The following is a 19,615-nucleotide window of genomic DNA, read 5'->3' as shown; positions in this document are numbered from 1 at the left end:
CCACGGGAGGACACGGCATGGCAGCCGAACAGCAGGACACGGCAGTACCGACGGCGGTGCGTGATCAGCACGCACTGCTCGCGGAGCAGGTCGAGGAGCACCGCTTCCGGTACTACGTGAACGACCAGCCGGTCGTCAGCGACGCCGAGTTCGACCAGCTGCTGCGCTCGCTGGAGGCACTGGAGGAGCAGTACCCGGAGCTCCGTACGCCCGACTCGCCCACCCAGAAGGTGGCCGGGGCGTACGAGACGGACTTCGCCTCCGTAGAGCACCGGGAGCGCATGCTCTCCCTCGACAACGCCTTCGACGACGAGGAACTGGCGGCCTGGGCCGAGCGGGTGGCCCGGGACGTGAACACCTCGGACTACCACTACCTGTGCGAGCTCAAGGTGGACGGCCTCGCCGTCAACCTCACCTACGAGAACGGCCGGCTGACCCGAGCGGCCACCCGCGGCGACGGCCGCACGGGTGAGGACATCACGCCCAACGTCCGCACCATCGCCGAGATCCCGGACCGCCTCCAGGGCGACCGGATCCCGGCCCTGGTCGAGATCCGCGGCGAGGTCTACTTCCCGATGGAGAAGTTCCAGGAGCTCAACGCCCGTCTGGTGGAGGCGGAGGGCAAGCCCTTCGCCAACCCCCGCAACGCGGCGGCCGGTTCGCTGCGGCAGAAGGACCCCAAGGTCACCGCGAGCCGTCCGCTGCACATGGTCGTGCACGGCATCGGCGCCCGCGAGGGCTTCGAGATCGAGCGCCAGTCGCAGGCGTACGAGCTGCTCCACGAATGGGGGCTGCCGACCGCCCGGCACAACAAGGTGGTCTCCACCCTCGCCGAGGTCCGGGACTTCATCGCGGACTACGGGGTGAACCGGCACTCCGTGGAGCACGAGATCGACGGCGTGGTCGTCAAGCTCGACGAGATCGCCCTCCAGGGCCGGCTCGGCTCCACCGCGCGCGCCCCGCGCTGGGCCATCGCCTGGAAGTACGCGCCCGAAGAGGTCAACACCAAGCTGATCGACATCAAGGTCGGCGTCGGCCGCACCGGTCGTGTGACCCCGTACGCGCAGGTGGAACCGGTGAAGGTGGCCGGTTCCGAGGTGGAGTTCGCCACCCTGCACAACCAGGAGGTCGTCAAGGCCAAGGGCGTCCTCATCGGGGACACCGTCGTGCTGCGCAAGGCGGGCGACGTCATCCCCGAGATCCTCGGCCCGGTGGTGGACCTGCGCGACGGCAGCGAACGGGAGTTCGTGATGCCGGCCGCGTGCCCGGCCTGCGGGACGGAGCTGCGGCCCATGAAGGAGGGGGACATCGACGTCCGGTGCCCCAACGGTCAGACCTGCCCCGCCCAGTTGCGCGAACGGATCTACTACCTCGCCGGCCGGCAGTCCCTGGACATCGAGAACTTCGGCATCGTCGCGGCCGCCGCGCTGACCGGCCCGCTGGAGCCGGCGACGCCGCCCCTGCTGGACGAGGGCGACCTCTTCGGCCTCACCATCGAGCAGCTGCTGCCCATCAAGGCGTACGTCCTGGACCAGGACAGCGGGCTGCCCAAGCGGGACCCCAAGACGGGCGAGGAGAAGATCGTCAGGGTCTTCGCCAACCAGAAGGGCGAGCCGAAGAAGAACGCCCTGGCCATGCTGGAGAACATCGCCGCGGCCAAGGACCGCCCGCTCGCCCGCGTCATCAACGGCCTGTCCATCCGCCACGTCGGACCGGTCGCGGCCGAGGCCCTCGCCCGGGAGTTCCGGTCGATCGAGCGCATCGAGCAGGCCACCGAGGAGGAGCTGACGGCCACCGAGGGCGTCGGCGCGATCATCGCCGCCTCGCTCAAGGAATGGTTCGCCGTCGACTGGCACCAGGAGATCCTGCGCAAGTGGCGGGAGGCCGGGGTCCGGATGGAGGAGGAAGGTTCCACCGAGGACGAGGGACCGCGGCCGCTGGAGGGCCTGACCGTCGTCGTCACCGGCACTTTGCAGAGCCACACGCGGGACGGCGCCAAGGAGGCCCTGCAGAGCCGCGGCGCCAAGGTCACCGGATCCGTGTCGAAGAAGACCTCCTTCGTCGTGGTCGGCGACAACCCCGGCTCGAAGTACGACAAGGCCATGCAGTTGAAGCTCGCCGTCCTCGACGACGCCGGATTCGCCGTGCTGCTGGAGCAGGGGCCGGACGCGGCACGCGAGGCCGCGCTCCCGGTGGACGGCGAGGGCGCGGCGCAGTAGTACCGAGGGGGAATCGCCGAAGGGGAGTAGCGAAGGCGAACGGATGCGTGGCGTGCGGCCGTACGGGCGGGCGCACGCCAGGCGCGGCGAACGGTGGTAAACGGCCGGTACAAGGCTGGTCGCAGGGCGGTGAGCTGTCGGATCATCGGATGGGTGACAGGGGGGCCCGGTCCAAACTCACCCGTTCGGCGGATACCGTACTGATGAGGATGGCTGGGTCGCATTCGGGCAACCACTGCCGACCGCTGCCCCTGGGAGCCTCGCGCGTCCTACTGTTGAGGGGTGCGCCTGTCGTGCACGGCTGCAGGATGCGATTTCGGCCGTGGTGGCATGACATCGGGGCCATCGCGTGACATCGGCATCGCCGGCTGTGAGAGGTACGGGCATGAAACCCACCGAAAGCGCCGACCCGTCACCTGAATTCGGCGGGGAAATCCCGTCCATGCGGGCGGGCAGGACGGGCAGGATCGGTCTCCTGGGTGCCAGGACACCCAAGACCCGACCGGTCCCCTCCGGTGCGCGCGGGCAGGAACGGCGCGGCGCGCTGCCGTTCGTCGTCGTGGGCCTCGCCGTCACCGTGCTCACCCTGGGCATCGTCTCCGCGCTGAGCGGTCGTCATGCGCTGTTCCCCGGCGGGCCGGTCGGCTGGGCGCTGGCCATCCTCACCGGCATCATCGTCGGCCACCTCGTCGCCCTCGGCCGCGATCGCTGGTGGGGCGGCACCGGATCGGGCGCGGCCCTCACCCTCGGCGTGCTCATCCTCTACGGATGGGTCCCCGCCGGACTCGTCTCGCTGGCCGTGGTCTCCCTGGTGGGGGCCGCGCGCCGGCACCGCTGGCGGCAGGGACTGCTGCACGGCTCCGTGGACATCCTCGGCATCGGCGTCGGAGCGCTCGTACTCGCCGCCTTCGGCGAGGTGCCCTCCGTGGAGTCCCCCTGGCTTCCCGCCTACTGGGGGCTGGAGGCGATCCCCGAGATCGTCCTCGTCGCCGTCGCCTACCTGCTCGCCACCCGGTTCCTGCTCTGGGTCGCGCTGGCCCCGCGCGGCGACGGGCTGCCCACCGTCGCCCGTACCGCCCTGCTCCGGCAGGCCTTAGTGGCGGTGGCGCTGCTCGGCATCGCCCCCCTCATCTGCGTCGTCGCCGTCAGCCGGCCGGTCCTGCTGCCGCTGTTCGCCGTACCCCTGATCGCCCTGGACTCCACCCTCTGGATCGCCCGGGCCCGCGCCGAGGAGCAGCTGCGGGACCCGCTCACCGGACTGCCCAACCGGCAGTGGCTGCTGGAGCGGGCCTGGTCCGCCCTCGACGAGGCCGAACGTTCCGGCACCCGGGCCGCCCTCGTACTCATCGACCTGGACCGCTTCCGGGCGGTCAACGACACCCTGGGGCACCTGGCGGGCGACCGCCTGCTGCTCCAGATCGCCGAACGACTGCGCCAGGCCCTGCCCGAGGACGCCGAGGCGGCCCGGCTCGGCGGCGACGAGTTCGCCGTCCTGCTCCCCTTCGCCGACTCCACCACCAGCGCCCAGCGCATCGCCCGCCACCTGGTCGCGGAACTCAGCTCCCCGCTCGACCTGGACGGCCTCACGCTCGTCCTGGAGGCCAGCGCGGGCCTCGCCGTCTTCCCCGACCACGCGCTCGACGCGGAGGGGCTGCTGCGGCGCGCGGACGTCGCGATGTACCAGGCGAAGCGCGACCGCACCGGCGTCGAGGTGTACGAGTCCAAGCGGGACAGCAACACCCCCGACCGCCTGGGCCTCCTCGGCGACCTCCGCAGGGCCCTGGACGCCGGGGAAGTGGAACTCCACTACCAGCCGAAGGTCCGCTTCGACGGCCAGGTCGCCGGGCTCGAAGCCCTGGTGCGCTGGGTGCACCCGGAACGCGGACGGGTGTCCCCGGACGAGTTCATCGCGATCGCCGAGACCTCCGGGCTGATGCCGCACCTGACCGAGTACGTCCTGGAGACCGCCCTCGCCCAGGTGGCGCGGTGGCGGGCCCAGGGCCTCAAGGTCCCGGTGGCCGTCAACGTCTCGCCCCGCGACGTCCACACCCCCGGCTTCGCGGGCGCGGTCGCCGCCCGACTGGCCCGCCACGGGGTCCCGGCGAGCGGGCTGCAGCTGGAGATAACGGAACACGTCCTGCTGGAGGACCCCCAGCGAGCGGCCGACACCATGGCCGGGCTCACCGGGCACGGCGTGAAGATGTCCCTGGACGACTTCGGCACCGGCTACTCCTCGCTCGTCCACCTGCGCCGCCTGCCGGTCAGCGAGCTGAAGATCGACCGGTCGTTCGTCGGCCGGCTGGCCGTCGACACGCAGGACGCGGAGATCGTCCGCTGCACGGTGGACCTGGCGCACTCGCTGGGCCTGCTGGTCGTGGCGGAGGGCGTGGAGGACGACGAGACCTGGGAGCGGCTGCGGGACCTGGGCTGCGACGCCGTCCAGGGCTGGCTCGTCGCCGCCGCCATGCCCCCGCAGGAGGCCACCGCCTGGCTGCTGGCCCGCGGCGAGCGCGGCTGGCGCCGCCCGGCGGACATCACGGCGGAACTCGCCGCGGCGGAGGCCGACGCGGTCTGACCGCCGTCGGCCCGGCAGGGCGCGGCACCGCTGCCGGGGCTCCGCCCCGGACCCCCGCGCCTCAAACGCCGGCGGGGCTGGATGTGGCCGACGCCGGCACCTTCCAGCCCCGCCGGCGTTTGAGGCGCGGGGTGCGGGGCGGAGCCCCGGATCTTTGCCTCGCGCAGCGGCCCGTCCCGGCATCCGCGCAAACCGTTTCGCAGGCCGAGCGCCCCGCCCCATAGGATTGGGTCCGAAACGAAACATCCACCCACCCCCAGAGGATCGCTGCATGCCTGGCATTACGCGCGAGGAGGTCGTCCACCTCGCTCGGCTGGCGCGCCTTGAGCTGTCCAGCAACGAGCTGGATCACTTCGCCGGACAGCTCGGCGACATCATCGGCGCGGTCGCCCGCGTTTCCGAGGTCGCCGACCAAGACGTCCCGCCGACCTCCCACCCGCTGCCGCTGACGAACGTCATGCGCGCGGACGAGGTCCGTCCGTCGCTCACCCCCGAGCAGGCGCTCTCCGGTGCTCCCGCCCAGGAGCAGCAGCGTTTCAAGGTGCCGCAGATCCTGGGGGAGGACTAACAATCATGGTCGACATCATCAAGCTCACGGCCGCCGAGACCGCCGAGAAGATCGCCTCCGGCGAGCTCACGGCCGTCGAGGTGACCGAGGCCCACCTGGCCCGCATCGACGCCACCGACGAGAAGGTCAACGCCTTCCTGCACGTGGACCGCGAGGGCGCGCTCGCCCAGGCCCGCGCCGTCGACGCCAAGCGCGCGGCCGGCGAGAAGCTCGGCCCGCTGGCCGGCGTCCCCCTCGCCCTCAAGGACATCTTCACCACCGTCGGCGTTCCGACGACCGTCGGTTCGAAGATCCTCGAAGGCTGGATCCCGCCCTACGACGCCACCCTGACGCGCAAGCTGAAGGAAGCCGACGTCGTCATCCTCGGCAAGACCAACATGGACGAGTTCGCCATGGGGTCCTCCACCGAGAACAGCGCCTACGGCCCCACCGGCAACCCCTGGGACCTCACCCGGATCCCCGGCGGCTCCGGCGGCGGCTCCGCGGCCGCCCTGGCCGCCTTCCAGGCCCCGCTCGCCATCGGCACGGACACCGGCGGTTCCATCCGCCAGCCCGCCGCCGTCACGGGCACGGTCGGCGTGAAGCCCACGTACGGCGGTGTCTCCCGCTACGGCATGGTGGCCTTCTCCTCCTCCCTCGACCAGGGCGGGCCCTGCGCCCGTACGGTCCTGGACGCGGCCCTGCTGCACGAGGTGATCGCCGGACACGACCCGCTCGACTCCACCTCCATCGACGCCCCGGTCCCGCCGGTCGTCGAGGCCGCCCGCAACGGTTCCGTCGCCGGAATGCGCGTCGGTGTGGTCAAGCAGTTCGCCGGTGAGGGCTACCAGGCCGGCGTCGTCCAGCGCTTCAACGAGTCGGTGGAGCTCCTCAAGGAGCTCGGCGCCGAGATCGTCGAGCTGGACTGCCCCTCCTTCGACCTCGCGATGGCCGCGTACTACCTGATCGCGCCGTCCGAGTGCTCCTCCAACCTGGCCCGCTTCGACGCCATGCGCTACGGCCTGCGCGTCGGCGACGACGGCACGAAGTCCGCCGAGGACGTCACCGCCCTGACCCGCGAGGCCGGCTTCGGCGACGAGGTCAAGCGCCGCATCATCCTCGGCACGTACGCCCTCAGCTCCGGCTACTACGACGCGTACTACGGCTCCGCCCAGAAGGTCCGCACGCTCATCACGCAGGACTTCGAGAAGTCCTTCGAGAAGGTCGACGTGATCGTCTCCCCGACGACCCCGACCACCGCCTTCCCCATCGGCGAGCGCACCGACGACCCGCTGGCCATGTACCTCGCGGACCTGTGCACCATCCCGACCAACCTGGCCGGCAACTCCGCCATGTCGCTGCCCTGCGGCCTGGCACCGGAGGACGGTCTCCCGGTCGGGCTCCAGATCATCGCCCCGGCGATGAAGGACGACCGGCTCTACAAGGTCGGCGCCGCCGTCGAGGCGGCCTTCGTCGCACGCTGGGGTCACCCGCTGCTTGAGGAGGCACCGTCCCTGTGAGCACCAGTGCACTGACCAAGGCCAAGGGCTTCAAGAAGTCCAAGACCGGCACCTACCTGTCGATCGGCACCACCGCCTTCGGCGCGATCAGCGTGATCAAGCAGGTCAAGAAGGCCCGCAGCGAGCACGACGTGCTGAAGCTGGTCGACGCCGCCGTGTCCGCCGCCGCCATCGTCACCGGCCTCGCGATCCTGTACCGCGAGCTGAAGCGCCTGGGCGACGACGACGTCCTGCTGGGCTGAGAGGGAAAGTTTCACCGTGACCACCTTCACCGAACTGCTCTCGTACGAGGACGCTCTCGCCTCGTTCGACCCCGTCATGGGCCTTGAGGTCCATGTCGAGCTCGGCACCAAGACCAAGATGTTCTGCGGCTGTTCCACCGAGCTGGGCGCCGAGCCCAACTCGCAGACCTGCCCCACCTGCCTCGGTCTGCCCGGCTCCCTGCCGGTCGTCAACGCGATCGGCGTCGAGTCGGCCATCAAGATCGGCCTCGCGCTGAACTGCGAGATCGCCGAGTGGTGCCGCTTCGCCCGGAAGAACTACTTCTATCCGGACATGCCGAAGAACTTCCAGACCTCCCAGTACGACGAGCCCATCGCCTTCAACGGCTTCCTGGACGTCCAGCTGGAGGACGGCGAGATCTTCCGCGTGGAGATCGAGCGCGCCCACATGGAGGAGGACACCGGTAAGTCGCTGCACGTCGGCGGCGCCACCGGCCGTATCCACGGCGCGTCCCACTCCCTGCTGGACTACAACCGCGCCGGCATCCCGCTCATCGAGATCGTCACCAAGCCCATCGAGGGCGCGGGCGAGCGGGCCCCCGAGGTCGCCAAGGCGTACGTCGCCGAGCTGCGCGAGGTCATCAAGGCGCTCGGCGTCTCCGAGGCCCGCATGGACAAGGGCCAGATGCGCTGCGACGTGAACCTGTCGCTGCGCCCGACCCCCGAGTCCGAGTTCGGTACCCGCTCGGAGACCAAGAACGTCAACTCCCTGCGTTCCGTCGAGCGCGCCGCCCGCTTCGAGATCCAGCGCCACGCGGCGGTGCTCACCTCGGGCGGCTCGATCGTGCAGGAGACCCGGCACTTCCACGAGGAGGACGGCTCCACCACGGCCGGCCGCATCAAGGACAACGCCGAGGACTACCGGTACTTCCCGGAGCCCGACCTGGTTCCCGTCGCCCCGGCCCGCGCCTGGGTCGAGGAGCTGCGCGCCGGTCTGCCCGAGATGCCGCGCGTGCGCCGCAACCGGCTCCGCGAGGAGTGGGACGTCACCGAGCACGACATGCAGTCGATCCTCAACGCGGGCGCGGTGGACTCCATCGTCGCCACGATCGAGGCCGGTGCCGACTCGACCGCCGCACGCAAGTGGTGGATGGGCGAGCTGGCCCGTAACGCCAACGAGCAGGGCGTCGTCGTCGACGAGCTGCCGATCACCCCGGTCCAGGTGGCCCGGGTCGCGGCCCTGGTCGCCGACGGTTCGCTCAACGACAAGCTGGCCCGCAAGGTCCTCGAAGGCGTCCTCGCCGGCGAGGGCACCCCGGACGAGGTCGTCGAGAAGCGCGGCCTGAAGGTCGTCTCGGACGAGGGCGCGCTCGGCGCGGCCGTGGACGAGGCCATCGCGGGCAACGCGGCCATCGCGGACAAGATCCGCGGCGGCAAGATCGCCGCCGTCGGCGCCCTGGTCGGAGCGGTCATGAAGACCACCCGCGGCCAGGCCGACGCGGCGCGCGTCAAGGAACTCATCCTGGAGCGCCTGGGCGTCTCCGAGTAGTCCCCTTCTCGTACGACGGCCCCGCACCGGACTTCCCGGTGCGGGGCCGTCGTCGTTCACACTGGTACGGGGTGATCGCGCGACCGGCGCGCGGTCGGTGGTGGACACGGGGGGGTGCGCCGGTGGAGATCGGTGCGATGGTCATCGCGGTGGCGGGTGTGGCGGGCACGTTGGGCGGCGCGCTGCTCACCCAGCGAGGTGCGGAGCGCACGAAGCGCCGTGAGATCGAGCTCGTGCGCGCCCACGACGAGAAGCGCGAGAACCAGGCGCTACGGCGCACCTGTTACACGGATCTGAACCGGGACGCCCGCCAGTTCACCACCGCACTCAACCGGCATCTGCACACCCTGCGGGAACGCGTGGTCGAGGACGCCGACCGGGCCGCGCTCGACGCGGCGAAGGACGCCTTCCGTGACCGCTACTCGGAGGCACAGATGATCGCCCCCGATCAGGTCCTGGCGCCCGCGTCCTCGGTGCACCACGCCCTGACCGCGGTCTACGGGCAGGTGAAGCGCCTGGAACGGGGCTCGCCGGACCCGGGGGAGTCGATGGAGGCGGCGGTGGAGGCCCAACAGGGCATCTGGGACCCGCTACGGGAGATGCGGGCGGCCATGCGCGCGGACCTCGGCGTGGTCTGAGCCGGACGGCCGGGCGGGGCGCGCGGCCGATCGGCGCCCGTTGCCGGGCGCGGGGCGGGGAACTGCTGTCCGGGCAGCTTCCGTTCGCCGCGCGCCCGGCCGAACGGGTCGCGCCGGGAGGCGGGTTCCTGTCGGAGCGCGCCGCCGTCAGCGCTTGAGGACGGGGGCGGCGATGACGGCGTTGCCGGTGTCGCGGCAGCCCTCCTCCACCTTCAGGCGCAGGCGCAGGGCCCCCTTGATGTCCAGGGACTTGGTGACCGGCTTGCCCAGGTGGACGGCCTCGGAGAAGAGCGCGGGCTTGTCGTCCACGGAGATGGTCACGCGGGCCTGCTCCATGGTCGAGCCGTCGTCGACGCCCACGGTGAACTCCAGCGTGGACCAGGCGCGGTTCACGTCGTACTCGACCGTCGCACCGTAGTAGCAACTGCCGAGGAGGGCGGCCCCGTACTCCTTCGTGTTCAGCTTGGCGGAGCCCACTTCGAAGTGCTGGACCTCTCCGACCGACGACAGCACGGTCAGATCGGCGACGTTGCTGTCCTTCACCGAGCCCGGATCCCCCGGGCTGGAGGAGGAGTCCGGGGAGGCGGATCCCTTGGGGGAGGCCTCGGAGGGCGTGGGTTCGGCGGAGTCGGTCGCCCGCGCCGAAGCCGACGCCTGAGGTGCGCTCGTCCCGGCGGGCTTGTCGCCCCCCGCGGTGTTCTCCTTGTCCTTGTCGCCCAGGAGCTGTACGCCGACCACCGCGAGGGAGGCCAGCACCAGCACCGCGGCCACCGAGCCCAGGATCAGCCCGGTCCGCCGCTTCTTCTTCGGGACCACGGGCTCCGGGGCGGGGGCCGGGCTCAGGTTGTACGTCGGCCCGTATCCGGCGGGCACCGACCCCGGATCCGGCTGCGTCCGCGGGGCAGTGGTGGGCGTGTGCGGGGGGACCGGGGCGGGCTCCGGGACGGTGGCCGCTTCCGACCGTACGGGCTGCGCCGGCTGCTGCACGGGCTGTTCGGGCTGCGCCGCCGGGGCGTACGCGGGCGGCGGCGTGACCGGTTGCGGCGGGACCACCGGCGGTGGGACCACCGGCGGTGGGATCACCGGCGGTGGGGGCGTGGCAGGCCTGGGCGGGGTCTCCTGCGCCGCCCGCTGCGAGGTGGCGGTGGTCGTGGACACCACCGCGTGGCGGATGTCCTTCATCCAGCCGGCCAGGTTCACCGGCCGCTTCCCCGGGTCCGCCGAGTAGATGGCGGCGATCCGTGCCCGCTGCTCGGCGTCCAGCACGGCGATCTGCGGCAGCGCGGTCAGCGCCCGCGCCAGCTGCTCCGGGGTGGCCGGCGGGGACTCCCCGCTCAGCAGGAAGTACGCGATCGCCCCGAAGGCGTACCGGTCCGTACCCGGGGTGCGCTTGCCGTCGAAGACCTCGGGCGCCGCGTAGCCCGGGGTGAACCAGACCTCGGCGGTCTGGTGGTCGGCGGTCAGCTTGCTGAGGCCGAAGTCCACCAGGGTGGCCTGCCCGTGCGCGTCGACCATCACATTGCCGGGGGAGAGGTCGCCGTGGATCACCTGGCGCCCGGAGGGGGTGGCCTTCCCCGAGTGCAGCCAGTCCAGGACGTCGGCCAGCTGCTCCAGGGTGCGCATCACCTCGCGCCGCTCGGCGGCGGTGGACAGCGTCCGCTCGGCCCGCCAGTCCCGTAGGTCCAGCCCGTCCACGTGGTTCATGACGAGGACGAGCGCCCGCCCCGTCAGGGTCGAGGACTCCCCGGGCCGGTGGATCGGCGGACCCTCGAAGTGCTCGCGCACGCCCACGACGCCGGGCCGGTGGACGAACCGCAGCAGCTCGGCCTGCTCGTTCCACTTCTGGCTGATCCGGTCGAAGATGTCCGGCGTGATGGTCGTCTTGGAGTCGAGCACTTTGACGACCACGGGTTCGGATCCGCCGGCGAGTTCGATCTCGGCGAGATAGAGCACGGCCTCTCCGCCGCGTCCGATCGAGCGGAGCAGGCGGTACCGGTCCACAGCCGCGTCCGGACCGATGTGCAGGTTCTGACTGGTCAATGTCCCCCACCTCAAGGTGCTTTGAGAGGCCATCAGCTTCCGGTGGGGAGGGGCGCGCGGTCAACGGGAATCGGAAATCTCCGTCGGGGTTCACCCTTTCATCGGCGGGCCGTCGACGGCCCCGGGCCGTGGGCGGCGACCGGCGGCGATCGACGGCGACCCCGTCGTCGACGTGGGTGCCCGGACATGCCGCCGGGCGCCCGGCTCCCGGAACCGCCCCAGGGGCGGATTCCGTTCGCCGAGCGCCCGGTCGACGAGGGCGGCTGCGGTCAGCCGGTCAGCCGGTCAGCGGGTCGTCCGGGCGGCCTCCGGAGCGGTGAAGAAGGCCAGCCGGGCCGGCTTGGCCGGGAGGTAGATCTCGGGCAGGTCGATCTCCGGGAGCACGACCTCGGGTCCGAGGACGAAGCCGGTGCGTTCCATGAGGGAGATGGCCTTGGTGTTGCGGCGGTCCGGCTCCACGACCACGCGCCGCGCGGACTCGTCGGAGAACACGAACCCGATGAAGACGGTCATCAGGGAGCCGGTGAAGCCGTGCTCGGCCGGGCCCTTGGTCGGGCCGATCAGCAGGTGCACGCCGACGTCCCCGGGCAGGACGTCGTAGCACTCGCCGACCCGGTCCTCGGCGCAGTCGTACGTCTGGAACAGGGCGACCTGCTCGCCGTCGCGGCTCACCATGAAGGCGTGGTGGGTGGTGCGGCGGTCGATGTCCTCGTAGATCTCCTGGACCAGTTCGAGGCCGGCCTCGCCCATGCCCCAGAACCGGGCCCGGTCCTGCGTCACCCAGCTGTGGATCAGCGCCGAATCGGCCGCGGGGTCGACAGGGGTGATGGTGACGGTGCCGAAGCCCTCGACGACCTGGGTGTGTACGGGCCGGCGCACGGAGGGGGCGGAGGTCATATCGATTCCTTGCTGAGCCGGGTCCAGTCGGTGACGACGGGGACGAGTTCGCACTGTGCCCACAGCGGCAGCTGGTCGCGGTGGTGGGGTGAGCCGGTGACACCGTCCGCGCCCATCGGGACCGCCCACAGGCTGTCCTCGCGGCGGGCGAGGTCCCAGACGTAACGGGCCGCCGAGGCGCGGGCGGTGAGGTCGGTGAAGCCGGGCACGGTGGAGGTGGCGTTCACGCAGTCGTGGTCGCCGCCGAGGCCGGGCCACTCGGTCGCCTCCAGGTCGGGCACGGCCTGCCAGGGGGTGAGGCGGTGGACCTGCGACCAGGGGGTGTCGGGGGTGTCGGCCGCGGCCGTCTCCTCCAGGGCGGCCCGGACGTGCGCCGCCCGGTCGAGGCCGGGGACGAGGGAGGTGGTGAGCAGGCCTTCGAGGGCGTAGCCGATCTTCGGGACCAGGTACAGCCAGGGGTGGAAGACGGCCGGGCCGGGGGGCGCCCCCCACAGGCCCTCGAAGACGGGGTCGGCGGCGAAGCGGCGTACGGTCGCGCTGCGGAAGGCCGAGAAGACGGTGGCGTCGGTGCTGGCGGCCGCCATGTGCCGGTCCCAGGCCAGCAGCCGGGTCCGCAGGGCCTGGGCCGCCGGGGTCAGGTCCTCGAAGTCGGGCAGCAGCGCGAGCAGCGGCGCGGCCGAGGCCAGGTGCGTGTCCCGGTGTACGTCGGCCATCGCCTTCGGGGACCAGTCCGCGGAGCCGCTGAGCAGCTCGCGGATGCGGTCGGCGCGGTGCGGGGGCGCGAACTCCACGCCGAGCGGGGAGGCGATGCCGCGCGCGTTCGCCATCACGGCGAAGCCCTGCACCGGCTCGGCGGGGGTCGGGGCCCAGCCCTGCCAGGCGTGCTGCGGATCCCAGGCGGGCACGGGTCGCAGCCGGTTGGTGCGGTGGCGCAGCGGCACGGCGCCCGCGACGCGGTGCAGCAGGCCGCCCTCGGAGTCGGCGGCGTGGACGACGTTGACCGGCTCGGCCCAGCCGTCGAAGGCCCGGTCGATGTCGGCGACGGTGCGGGCGCGCAGCAGGGCGGGGAGGGCGGCGAAACCGAGGTCCAGGCGGACTCGCGGCGGGTAGCGCAGGGAGAGGGTCTGGGGGCTGCCGTCGGCGTGGCCGTCGGCTTCGGCGTGCGCGTCGGCGCCGAGGTCGCCGTCCGCGTGGACGATCACCGGGCCGCGCGGGGTCTCCAGGACCTCCACCTCGATGTCGTCGCCGTCGGCCACGGTGATGGTCTCGGTGTGGCGGGAGACGGGCTCCCAGACGCCGTCCGCGCCGAGGGCCCGTACGGTGCCGTCGTCCGCACGGCGCAACCGCTCGACGTACAGGTCCTGGTAGTCGGACATCGCGTTGGTGATCGCCCAGGCGGCGGTGCCGGTGTGCCCGAAGTGGCCGAGGCCGGGGACGCCGGGGACGGCGAGGCCCAGGACGTCGTAGTCCGGGCAGGAGAGACGTATCTGCTGGTAGACGCCCGGGTCCTCGATGAACCGGTGCGGGTCGCCCGCGATGATCGCCGAGCCGGTGGTGGTGCGGTCGCCCGGCACCAGCCAGCCGTTGCTGCCGGCCGTGCCGGGGCCGTCGGTGGCGAAGAGGGTGAGCGCCTCGTCGCCGAGGGCGCGGGCCACGCGCTCGCGCCACAGTTTGGTGGCGAAGCCGGCGAACAGGATGTGCGTGGCGATCCAGATGGCCAGCGGCACCCACGGCTCCCACGGGGTGGGGGTCAGGCCCGTGCGCGCGAAGCGTTCGTCACGGGCGGCGCCGGCGGCGAGTCCGTCGTTGACGCCGTCCACGTACGCGCGCACCCAGGCGGCGGTGGCGGGGTCGTCGGCCTCCATGGCCTCGTAGCAGCGGCGGGCCGTGTCGGCCAGCCGGGACTGGCGGGCGAAGCGGTCCCAGGTGACGGCGTCCGCGCCGAGGAAGGAGGCGCTGGAGCCCTCGGAACGGTGCCGCTCGACCTCCAACTGCCAGGCGCGGTCGAAGGCGGTGACGCGACCCTGGGAGTGGACGAGCCGGAGTTCGTCGGAGGCGCGGAGGTGGGGGATGCCCCACCGGTCGCGGTACACCCCGTAGGATTCCGAGGTCTCCGCAGAGGGCTCGCCCCGGTTCGCTCCGTGCGACCGGGCGTCGCCGTTCTCGCTGCTGGCACTGCTCACGCTGCTCACACTCTTCCCCGACGTGCGTTTAGGTTAGGCTGACCTAACTATAGGGGCGCTAGGGGAGGGGTCGGACATGGCGGTCGGCAAGGGCTGGGAGGGCGTGGTCCTCAAGCTCATGCGGGGCAAGGACTTCACGTTCACGGTCACGGGAGCGGAAGACCTGACGGAGAACTACCGCCGCGTGAGCTTCACGGACGGCGGGCTGCTCGCGGCCGCCGGTGCGTCGCTGCACCCGACGATGTGGGTGCGCGTCTGGTTCCAGGGCGCGGGCAAGCCGCACCAGCGGGCCTACACGCTCGTGGACCCGGATCCGCAAGCGGGCACCTTCAGCTTCGAGTTCGCCCTGCACGACGGGGTCGCCAGCGCCTGGGCGCGCGACGCCGAGCCGGGCGACACGGTCGAGGCCACCGTCCAGGGCACCGGATTCACGGCCCCGACGCCGGCCCCGGAGCGCCTGCTCGTCATCGGCGACTCGGCGTCCTTGCCGGCGATCAACTCGCTGCTGGACACGTACCCGCAGACCCCGGCGACCATCTGGTTCGAGACGCAGCACGACTCGGACGAGCGGCTGCCGATGCGGGTGGAGCAGGGCCGGCACGACATCCGCCGGGTGCGGCGGGACGGCGCGGCCCTGGCCGACCGGGTGCGCGCCGAGCTGCCCGCGCTGGCCGGGGACCCGGAGGCGGCGTACGTCTGGCTTGCGTGCGACACGGTGACGACGCGCGCCCTGACGGCGTTCCTGCGCAAGGAACTCACGCTGCCCAAGCACCGGGTGAACTCCCTGGGCTACTGGCGTCCGGAAGCCTGAGCGAACCGCGGCCCCACGGCGCCTCGGGCCGCCCGGCGCGTCCGGCACCCGCAGCGGGTGTCCTGCCGGTCAGGGCGGGCTCGCGGCGCCCGGCACCGCTCCCTGATCCCACCCTGACCGACAAGACACCCCCCTACGCGCCGGTCGTGCCGTCGATCCCCTCGCGGAGGAAGTCGGCGTGGCCGTTGTGGCGGGCGTACTCGTGGATGAGGTGCAGCATCACCAGACGGAGCGAGGCCTCCTCCTTCCAGCTCGGCACGTACGCCGTCACGTCCAGGGACTCGGCGGCAGCCTCGATGCGGCGGGCGTGCGCGACCTCGTCCTCCCAGGCGGTGAACGCCTCCTCGCGGCTGGAGCCGGAGGCGTCGTAGGCGGCCTGGAAATCGTGCGTGTCCGACCATCGGTGCGGGAGGTCCTGGCCGTCGAGGACGCGGCGGAACCAGTGCCGCTCGACCTCGGCCATGTGCCGGACCAGCCCCAGCAGGGACAGCGTGGACGGGGGCATCGAGGCGCGGCGCAGCTGTTCGTCGGTGAGGCCCTCGCACTTCCAGGCGAGGGTGGCCCGGTGGTAGTCGAGGAAGGTCCGGAGGGTCTCGCGTTCGTCCCCGGTCAGGGGCGGGCTGATGCGTTCCATGACAGTGATCCTGCCGGTTACCGCCGTGCCGGCACAGAGCCGGACCGACCCCACCCTACGAGGCGGAAGCGGTCCACATGTACGGCACCGTCATGCCCAGTACCCCGAAGCCCAGCCGCTCCAGGATCGGGCGGCTGTCGTCCGACGCGTCCACCTGCAGATAGGCGATACCCAGCTCCGCCGCCAGGCGCGCACGGTGGGCGACCAGCAGGCGGTAGATGCCCCGGCCGCGCCACTCGGGGATCGTGCCGCCACCCCAGAGGCCCGCGAAGGCCAGCCCCGGCCGCATCTCCATCCGGGCCGCGCTCACCGGGGTGTCGCCCGCCATCGCGAGCACCGCGGCGATCGTGTCCGGCTCGTCCCGGAGCTTGCCGAGCAGCTGCTCCCGGATCCGCGGTCGCTCCCTCCCGAAGGCTTCCCTGTGGACCCGCATCATCAGGTCGACGCCGGCCTCGTCCGTCACCACCCGCAGCGTGATGCCCTCCGGCGGCTCCACCGGCAGCTTCGCGAGCTCGGACACCAGGCCCACCATCAACGTCTCGGGCGGCTCCGGCACGAAGCCCGCCGCCCGCAGCCGGTCCCCGAGGTCCGCGGGCCGGTCGTAGTCGTACAGCTTCCACTCGAACTCCGGACAGCCGCGTCCCGCGAAGAACGCCACCTGCGCCGCGATCTCCGCGTCCGCCGTCCCCTCGTCGAGGTCCGACCAGAGCACCCCGTTCCACCCGAGCGCGGGCGCGACGTGGCGTACGACGCCGCCCGCCCGCTCCACGTGCCCCCGCGGGGCGTCCGCCTGCGCGCCTTCGCGCACCTCGGCGTCGAAGTGGGCGCGGACCTTCACCAGTTCATCAAGATCGATCGTCATAGCCCCAGCTCACCAGTGTCGAGCGGGTGCCACAACTGCATTAGCCTCACCCCCGTGAACCACGACTCCACCATCTACACCGGTAAGGCCACCCCCGACGCGGCCGCCGACCGCGGTTGGCTCCTCGGCCACTTCAAGGACCCCTCCGATCCCCGTCACAGCGAGGACGTGGAGATCAAATGGGGTGTCCACCCGAAGGGAGACGAGCGGGAGCGGTGGGCGACCGCCGAGAAGCGCACCGCACTGCTGGTGCTGATCAGCGGACGTTTCCGGCTGGAGTTCCCGGGGCGCACCGTCGTCCTCGCCGAGCAGGGGGACTACGTGCTCTGGGGACGCGGCGTCGACCACTCCTGGTACGCGGAGGAGGACGCCGTCGTCCTCACCGTCCGGTGGCCCTCGATCCCGGGCTACCGGGTGGACGAGCCCGAGGACCGGCTGGAGGCGGGATCCTCCACCCGCTCCGCGCTGTGACGATGCACACGAAACGGGCCAACGATCACGAAACGCTGAGATCGTTGCGGATGTAGACCATCTGCGCCGAGCCTTCCCGGGGGGGATCCCCCGGGCCCCTCGGCCGGGCCTTCACGCGTTCATGCGTCTTTGCGGCGGGCTGACTCCCGGTAAAGATCCGAACCACCAGGGAGCACGTCCGTTGGCTGTAATCGCACGCTGGTGCATGCGCCACCGTCTCTTCGTCGTGCTCATCTGGCTGCTCGCCCTCGGCGGGACCGCGGCCGCCGCCGTGTCCGCCGGGTCGTCGTTCTCCAACGACTACGAGGTCCCCGGCACCGAGTCCGCCCGGGCGAACGCCCTCCTGCGCGAGGGCTTCCACGGTCAGGGCGGCGACACCGACACCATCGTGTGGCGGGCCCCGGACGGGCAGAGCGTGCGCACCCCGGACATCGAGCAGCGCATGACCCGGGCCCTGGAGAGCGTCGCCGGGCTCCCCGGCGTCGGATCGGTCGCCGGACCCTACGGCCCCGCCCCCGAGAGCGTCGCGCGGATCAGCCCCGACGGGCGCACCGCCTACGCGGTCGTGACCTTCGACCAACACGCCGACTCCGTACCCAAGGGCCAGGCCCGAGCGGTCGTCGACGCGGCGAAGAACCCCACCACCGAGGCCGGCGGCCTTCAGGTCGAACTGGGCGGTCGCGCCATCCAGCTCACCGAGGCCCCCACCGCGCACCTCGCCGAGGTCATCGGTGTCGCCGTCGCGGCCCTGGTCCTCTTCCTCGCCTTCGGCTCGCTCGCCGCGAGCCTGCTGCCCATCGCGACCGCCCTGGTCAGTGTGGGCACCGCCTATTTCGGCATCACCCTGCTCGGCCACGCGATGCCGGTCGCCGACTTCGCCCCGATGCTCGGCACCCTCGTCGGCCTGGGCGTGGGCATCGACTACGCGCTGTTCATCGTCACCCGGCACCGCAAGGGCCTGACCCGGGGCAGCACCGTGGAGGAGGCGGCCGCGAACGCCGTCGCCACCACCGGCCGGGCCGTCGTCTTCGCCGGTGCCACCGTCTGCATCGCCCTGCTCGGCATGCTGGTGCTGCGGCTGAACTTCCTGAACGGCGTCGCGATCGCCGCCTCCGTCACCGTGGTGCTGACGGTCGCCGCCTCGGTCACCCTGCTGCCCGCCCTCCTCTCGTACATAGGCATGCGGGCCCTCTCGTGCCGCGAGCGCCGCAGGCTCGCCGCCGAGGGCCCGCGTCCCGAGCAGACCTCCGGCTTCGCCGTCCGCTGGTCCGCCTTCGTCGAACGCCACCCCAAGCTGCTCGGCATGGTCGCCACCGCGGTCATGGTGGTCCTGGCCCTGCCCACGTTCTCCCTCCACCTGGGCACCTCCGACCAGGGGAACAACCCCGCCACCTCCACCACCCGGCAGGCCTACGACCTGCTGGCGGAGGGCTTCGGTCCCGGTACCAACGGCCCCCTCACCGTCGTCGCCCGGCTGGACGGCGCCGGCGACCGGCTCGCCGTGGACCGGCTCGCGGAGGCACTCCGCACGACCGAGGGCGTCGCCGCCACCGGCCCCGCCGTCCTCAACCGCAGCGGCGACACCGCCGTCCTGACCGTCGTACCGGACTTCGCCCCGCAGTCCCGGGCCACGAGCGACCTCGTCGACAGACTCCGCCAGGACGTCGTACCGGCCGCCGGCCACGGCAACTCCCTGCAGGTCCACGTCGGCGGTGTGACGGCCGCCTACGACGACTTCGCCGAGGTCATCATCGGGAAGCTGCCGCTCTTCGTCGGCGTGGTCATCGCCCTCGGCTGCGTGCTCCTGCTGCTGGCCTTCCGGTCCATCGGCATCCCGCTCAAGGCGGCGGCCATGAACGTCGCCGCCGTCGCCTCCTCCTTCGGCGTCGTCGTCGCCGTCTTCCAATGGGGCTGGGGCAGCGAGCCGCTGGGCCTGGGCAGCGCAGGCCCGATCGAACCCTTCCTGCCCGTGATCATGGTGTCCGTCCTGTTCGGACTGTCGATGGACTACCAGGTCTTCCTCGTCAGCCGGATGTACGAGGAGTGGCTGGAGACCGGCGACAACCGGCGGGCCGTGCGCGTGGGCCTCGCCGAGACCAGCCGGGTCATCAACTCGGCCGCCGTCATCATGATCTCCGTCTTCCTGGCCTTCGTACTCAGCGGCGACCGGATCATCGCGATGTTCGGCATCGCGCTCGCCGCGGCCGTCGCCCTCGACGCCTTCGTGCTGCGCACCCTCCTCGTCCCGGCCCTGATGCACATGCTCGGCGGGGCCAACTGGTGGCTGCCCGCCTGGCTCGACCGGTGCCTGCCCAAGATCAGCATCGAGCCCCCCGAACACCACCCGCATGCAAGACTTCCGGAGCAGCGGCCCGCCGTGGACCTCGCCACGAGCGAGGTCGGCGCCGAGCCCGCCACCAGCTCGCGGTGATCCGGCCGGCCGCCGCC

The 19,615-nt window shown here is 72.0% G+C and carries 15 protein-coding genes; 10 read left to right on the top strand and 5 right to left on the bottom strand.

The window, feature by feature from the left end; genetic code table 11:
* Positions 1-17: 17 nt before the first annotated feature.
* The 7 genes from ligA (at position 18) to ACWG52_RS11640 (ending at position 9,269) form a co-directional block, all read left to right on the top strand.
* Positions 18-2,219, top strand: coding sequence for an NAD-dependent DNA ligase LigA (gene ligA / locus ACWG52_RS11670; protein ID WP_453128629.1), 2,202 nt, complete (start codon positions 18-20; stop codon positions 2,217-2,219).
* 385 nt (positions 2,220-2,604) lie between these two features.
* Positions 2,605-4,794: a putative bifunctional diguanylate cyclase/phosphodiesterase gene (locus ACWG52_RS11665; protein ID WP_389805395.1), complete on the top strand. Its 2,190-nt coding sequence runs from the start codon at positions 2,605-2,607 to the stop codon at positions 4,792-4,794.
* A 271-nt stretch (positions 4,795-5,065) separates the two neighbouring features.
* Positions 5,066-5,362, top strand: coding sequence for an Asp-tRNA(Asn)/Glu-tRNA(Gln) amidotransferase subunit GatC (gene gatC, locus ACWG52_RS11660; protein ID WP_030010586.1), 297 nt, complete (start codon positions 5,066-5,068; stop codon positions 5,360-5,362).
* A gap of 5 nt (positions 5,363-5,367) precedes the next feature.
* Positions 5,368-6,861 carry an Asp-tRNA(Asn)/Glu-tRNA(Gln) amidotransferase subunit GatA gene (gene gatA / locus ACWG52_RS11655; RefSeq protein WP_266443627.1) on the top strand — a complete coding sequence of 498 codons (1,494 nt, stop codon included), beginning with the start codon at positions 5,368-5,370 and terminating at the stop codon, positions 6,859-6,861.
* On the top strand, positions 6,858-7,103 hold the full coding sequence (locus tag ACWG52_RS11650) for a hypothetical protein (protein WP_030010588.1): 246 nt from the start codon (positions 6,858-6,860) through the stop codon (positions 7,101-7,103). Before gatA ends, ACWG52_RS11650 begins: the two co-directional genes overlap by 4 nt.
* Before the next feature lie 16 nt (positions 7,104-7,119).
* On the top strand, positions 7,120-8,631 hold the full coding sequence (gatB, locus tag ACWG52_RS11645) for an Asp-tRNA(Asn)/Glu-tRNA(Gln) amidotransferase subunit GatB (protein ID WP_389805390.1): 1,512 nt from the start codon (positions 7,120-7,122) through the stop codon (positions 8,629-8,631).
* 122 nt (positions 8,632-8,753) lie between these two features.
* The gene (locus ACWG52_RS11640; RefSeq protein WP_389805387.1) at positions 8,754-9,269 is read left to right on the top strand and encodes a hypothetical protein; all 516 of its coding nucleotides are present in this window, start codon (positions 8,754-8,756) and stop codon (positions 9,267-9,269) included.
* A gap of 147 nt (positions 9,270-9,416) precedes the next feature.
* Here the strand turns inward: ACWG52_RS11640 and ACWG52_RS11635 are convergent, their stop codons facing one another.
* The 3 genes from ACWG52_RS11635 to ACWG52_RS11625 form a co-directional block, all read right to left on the bottom strand.
* Complete coding sequence (locus tag ACWG52_RS11635) at positions 9,417-11,309, bottom strand: protein kinase domain-containing protein (protein ID WP_453128626.1); 1,893 nt, start codon at positions 11,307-11,309, stop codon at positions 9,417-9,419.
* 285 nt (positions 11,310-11,594) lie between these two features.
* On the bottom strand, positions 11,595-12,206 hold the full coding sequence (locus tag ACWG52_RS11630) for a GNAT family N-acetyltransferase (RefSeq protein ID WP_389805381.1): 612 nt from the start codon (positions 12,204-12,206) through the stop codon (positions 11,595-11,597).
* Complete coding sequence (locus ACWG52_RS11625) at positions 12,203-14,299, bottom strand: penicillin acylase family protein (protein WP_389806124.1); 2,097 nt, start codon at positions 14,297-14,299, stop codon at positions 12,203-12,205. Before ACWG52_RS11625 ends, ACWG52_RS11630 begins: the two co-directional genes overlap by 4 nt.
* A gap of 166 nt (positions 14,300-14,465) precedes the next feature.
* Here ACWG52_RS11625 and ACWG52_RS11620 point away from each other — a divergent pair, with 166 nt between their 5' ends.
* Entirely contained in the window at positions 14,466-15,200 is a 735-nt protein-coding gene (locus ACWG52_RS11620; RefSeq protein WP_389805378.1) for a siderophore-interacting protein, read from the top strand.
* 133 nt (positions 15,201-15,333) lie between these two features.
* Here ACWG52_RS11620 and ACWG52_RS11615 read toward each other — a convergent pair whose 3' ends face one another.
* Positions 15,334-15,834 carry a DinB family protein gene (locus tag ACWG52_RS11615; protein WP_389805375.1) on the bottom strand — a complete coding sequence of 167 codons (501 nt, stop codon included), beginning with the start codon at positions 15,832-15,834 and terminating at the stop codon, positions 15,334-15,336.
* A 55-nt stretch (positions 15,835-15,889) separates the two neighbouring features.
* Positions 15,890-16,696, bottom strand: coding sequence for a GNAT family N-acetyltransferase (locus tag ACWG52_RS11610; protein WP_389805372.1), 807 nt, complete (start codon positions 16,694-16,696; stop codon positions 15,890-15,892).
* A gap of 54 nt (positions 16,697-16,750) precedes the next feature.
* Between ACWG52_RS11610 and ACWG52_RS11605 the strand changes: the two genes are divergently transcribed.
* Positions 16,751-17,167: a cupin domain-containing protein gene (locus ACWG52_RS11605; RefSeq protein WP_389805369.1), complete on the top strand. Its 417-nt coding sequence runs from the start codon at positions 16,751-16,753 to the stop codon at positions 17,165-17,167.
* A 181-nt stretch (positions 17,168-17,348) separates the two neighbouring features.
* Positions 17,349-19,598 (top strand): MMPL family transporter, encoded by a 2,250-nt coding sequence (locus ACWG52_RS11600; protein ID WP_389805366.1) that lies wholly within the window; start codon positions 17,349-17,351, stop codon positions 19,596-19,598.
* Positions 19,599-19,615 lie beyond the last annotated feature (17 nt).

The sequence above is a fragment of the Streptomyces sp. CLCI03 genome, assembly GCF_053615355.1.
This window is presented reverse-complemented; position numbering and strand designations above follow the sequence as displayed.

Bases quoted from the DNA above. Each gene is read 5' to 3' on its own strand.
- ACWG52_RS11620 (WP_389805378.1), top strand. From the start codon at position 14,466: ATGGCGGTCGGCAAGGGCTGGGAGGGCGTGGTCCTCAAGCTCATGCGG.
- ligA (WP_453128629.1), top strand. From the start codon at position 18: ATGGCAGCCGAACAGCAGGACACGGCAGTACCGACGGCGGTGCGTGAT.
- ACWG52_RS11665 (WP_389805395.1), top strand. From the start codon at position 2,605: ATGAAACCCACCGAAAGCGCCGACCCGTCACCTGAATTCGGCGGGGAA.
- gatC (WP_030010586.1), top strand. From the start codon at position 5,066: ATGCCTGGCATTACGCGCGAGGAGGTCGTCCACCTCGCTCGGCTGGCG.
- ACWG52_RS11630 (WP_389805381.1), bottom strand. From the start codon at position 12,206: ATGACCTCCGCCCCCTCCGTGCGCCGGCCCGTACACACCCAGGTCGTC.
- gatA (WP_266443627.1), top strand. From the start codon at position 5,368: ATGGTCGACATCATCAAGCTCACGGCCGCCGAGACCGCCGAGAAGATC.
- ACWG52_RS11615 (WP_389805375.1), bottom strand. From the start codon at position 15,834: ATGGAACGCATCAGCCCGCCCCTGACCGGGGACGAACGCGAGACCCTC.
- ACWG52_RS11610 (WP_389805372.1), bottom strand. From the start codon at position 16,696: ATGACGATCGATCTTGATGAACTGGTGAAGGTCCGCGCCCACTTCGAC.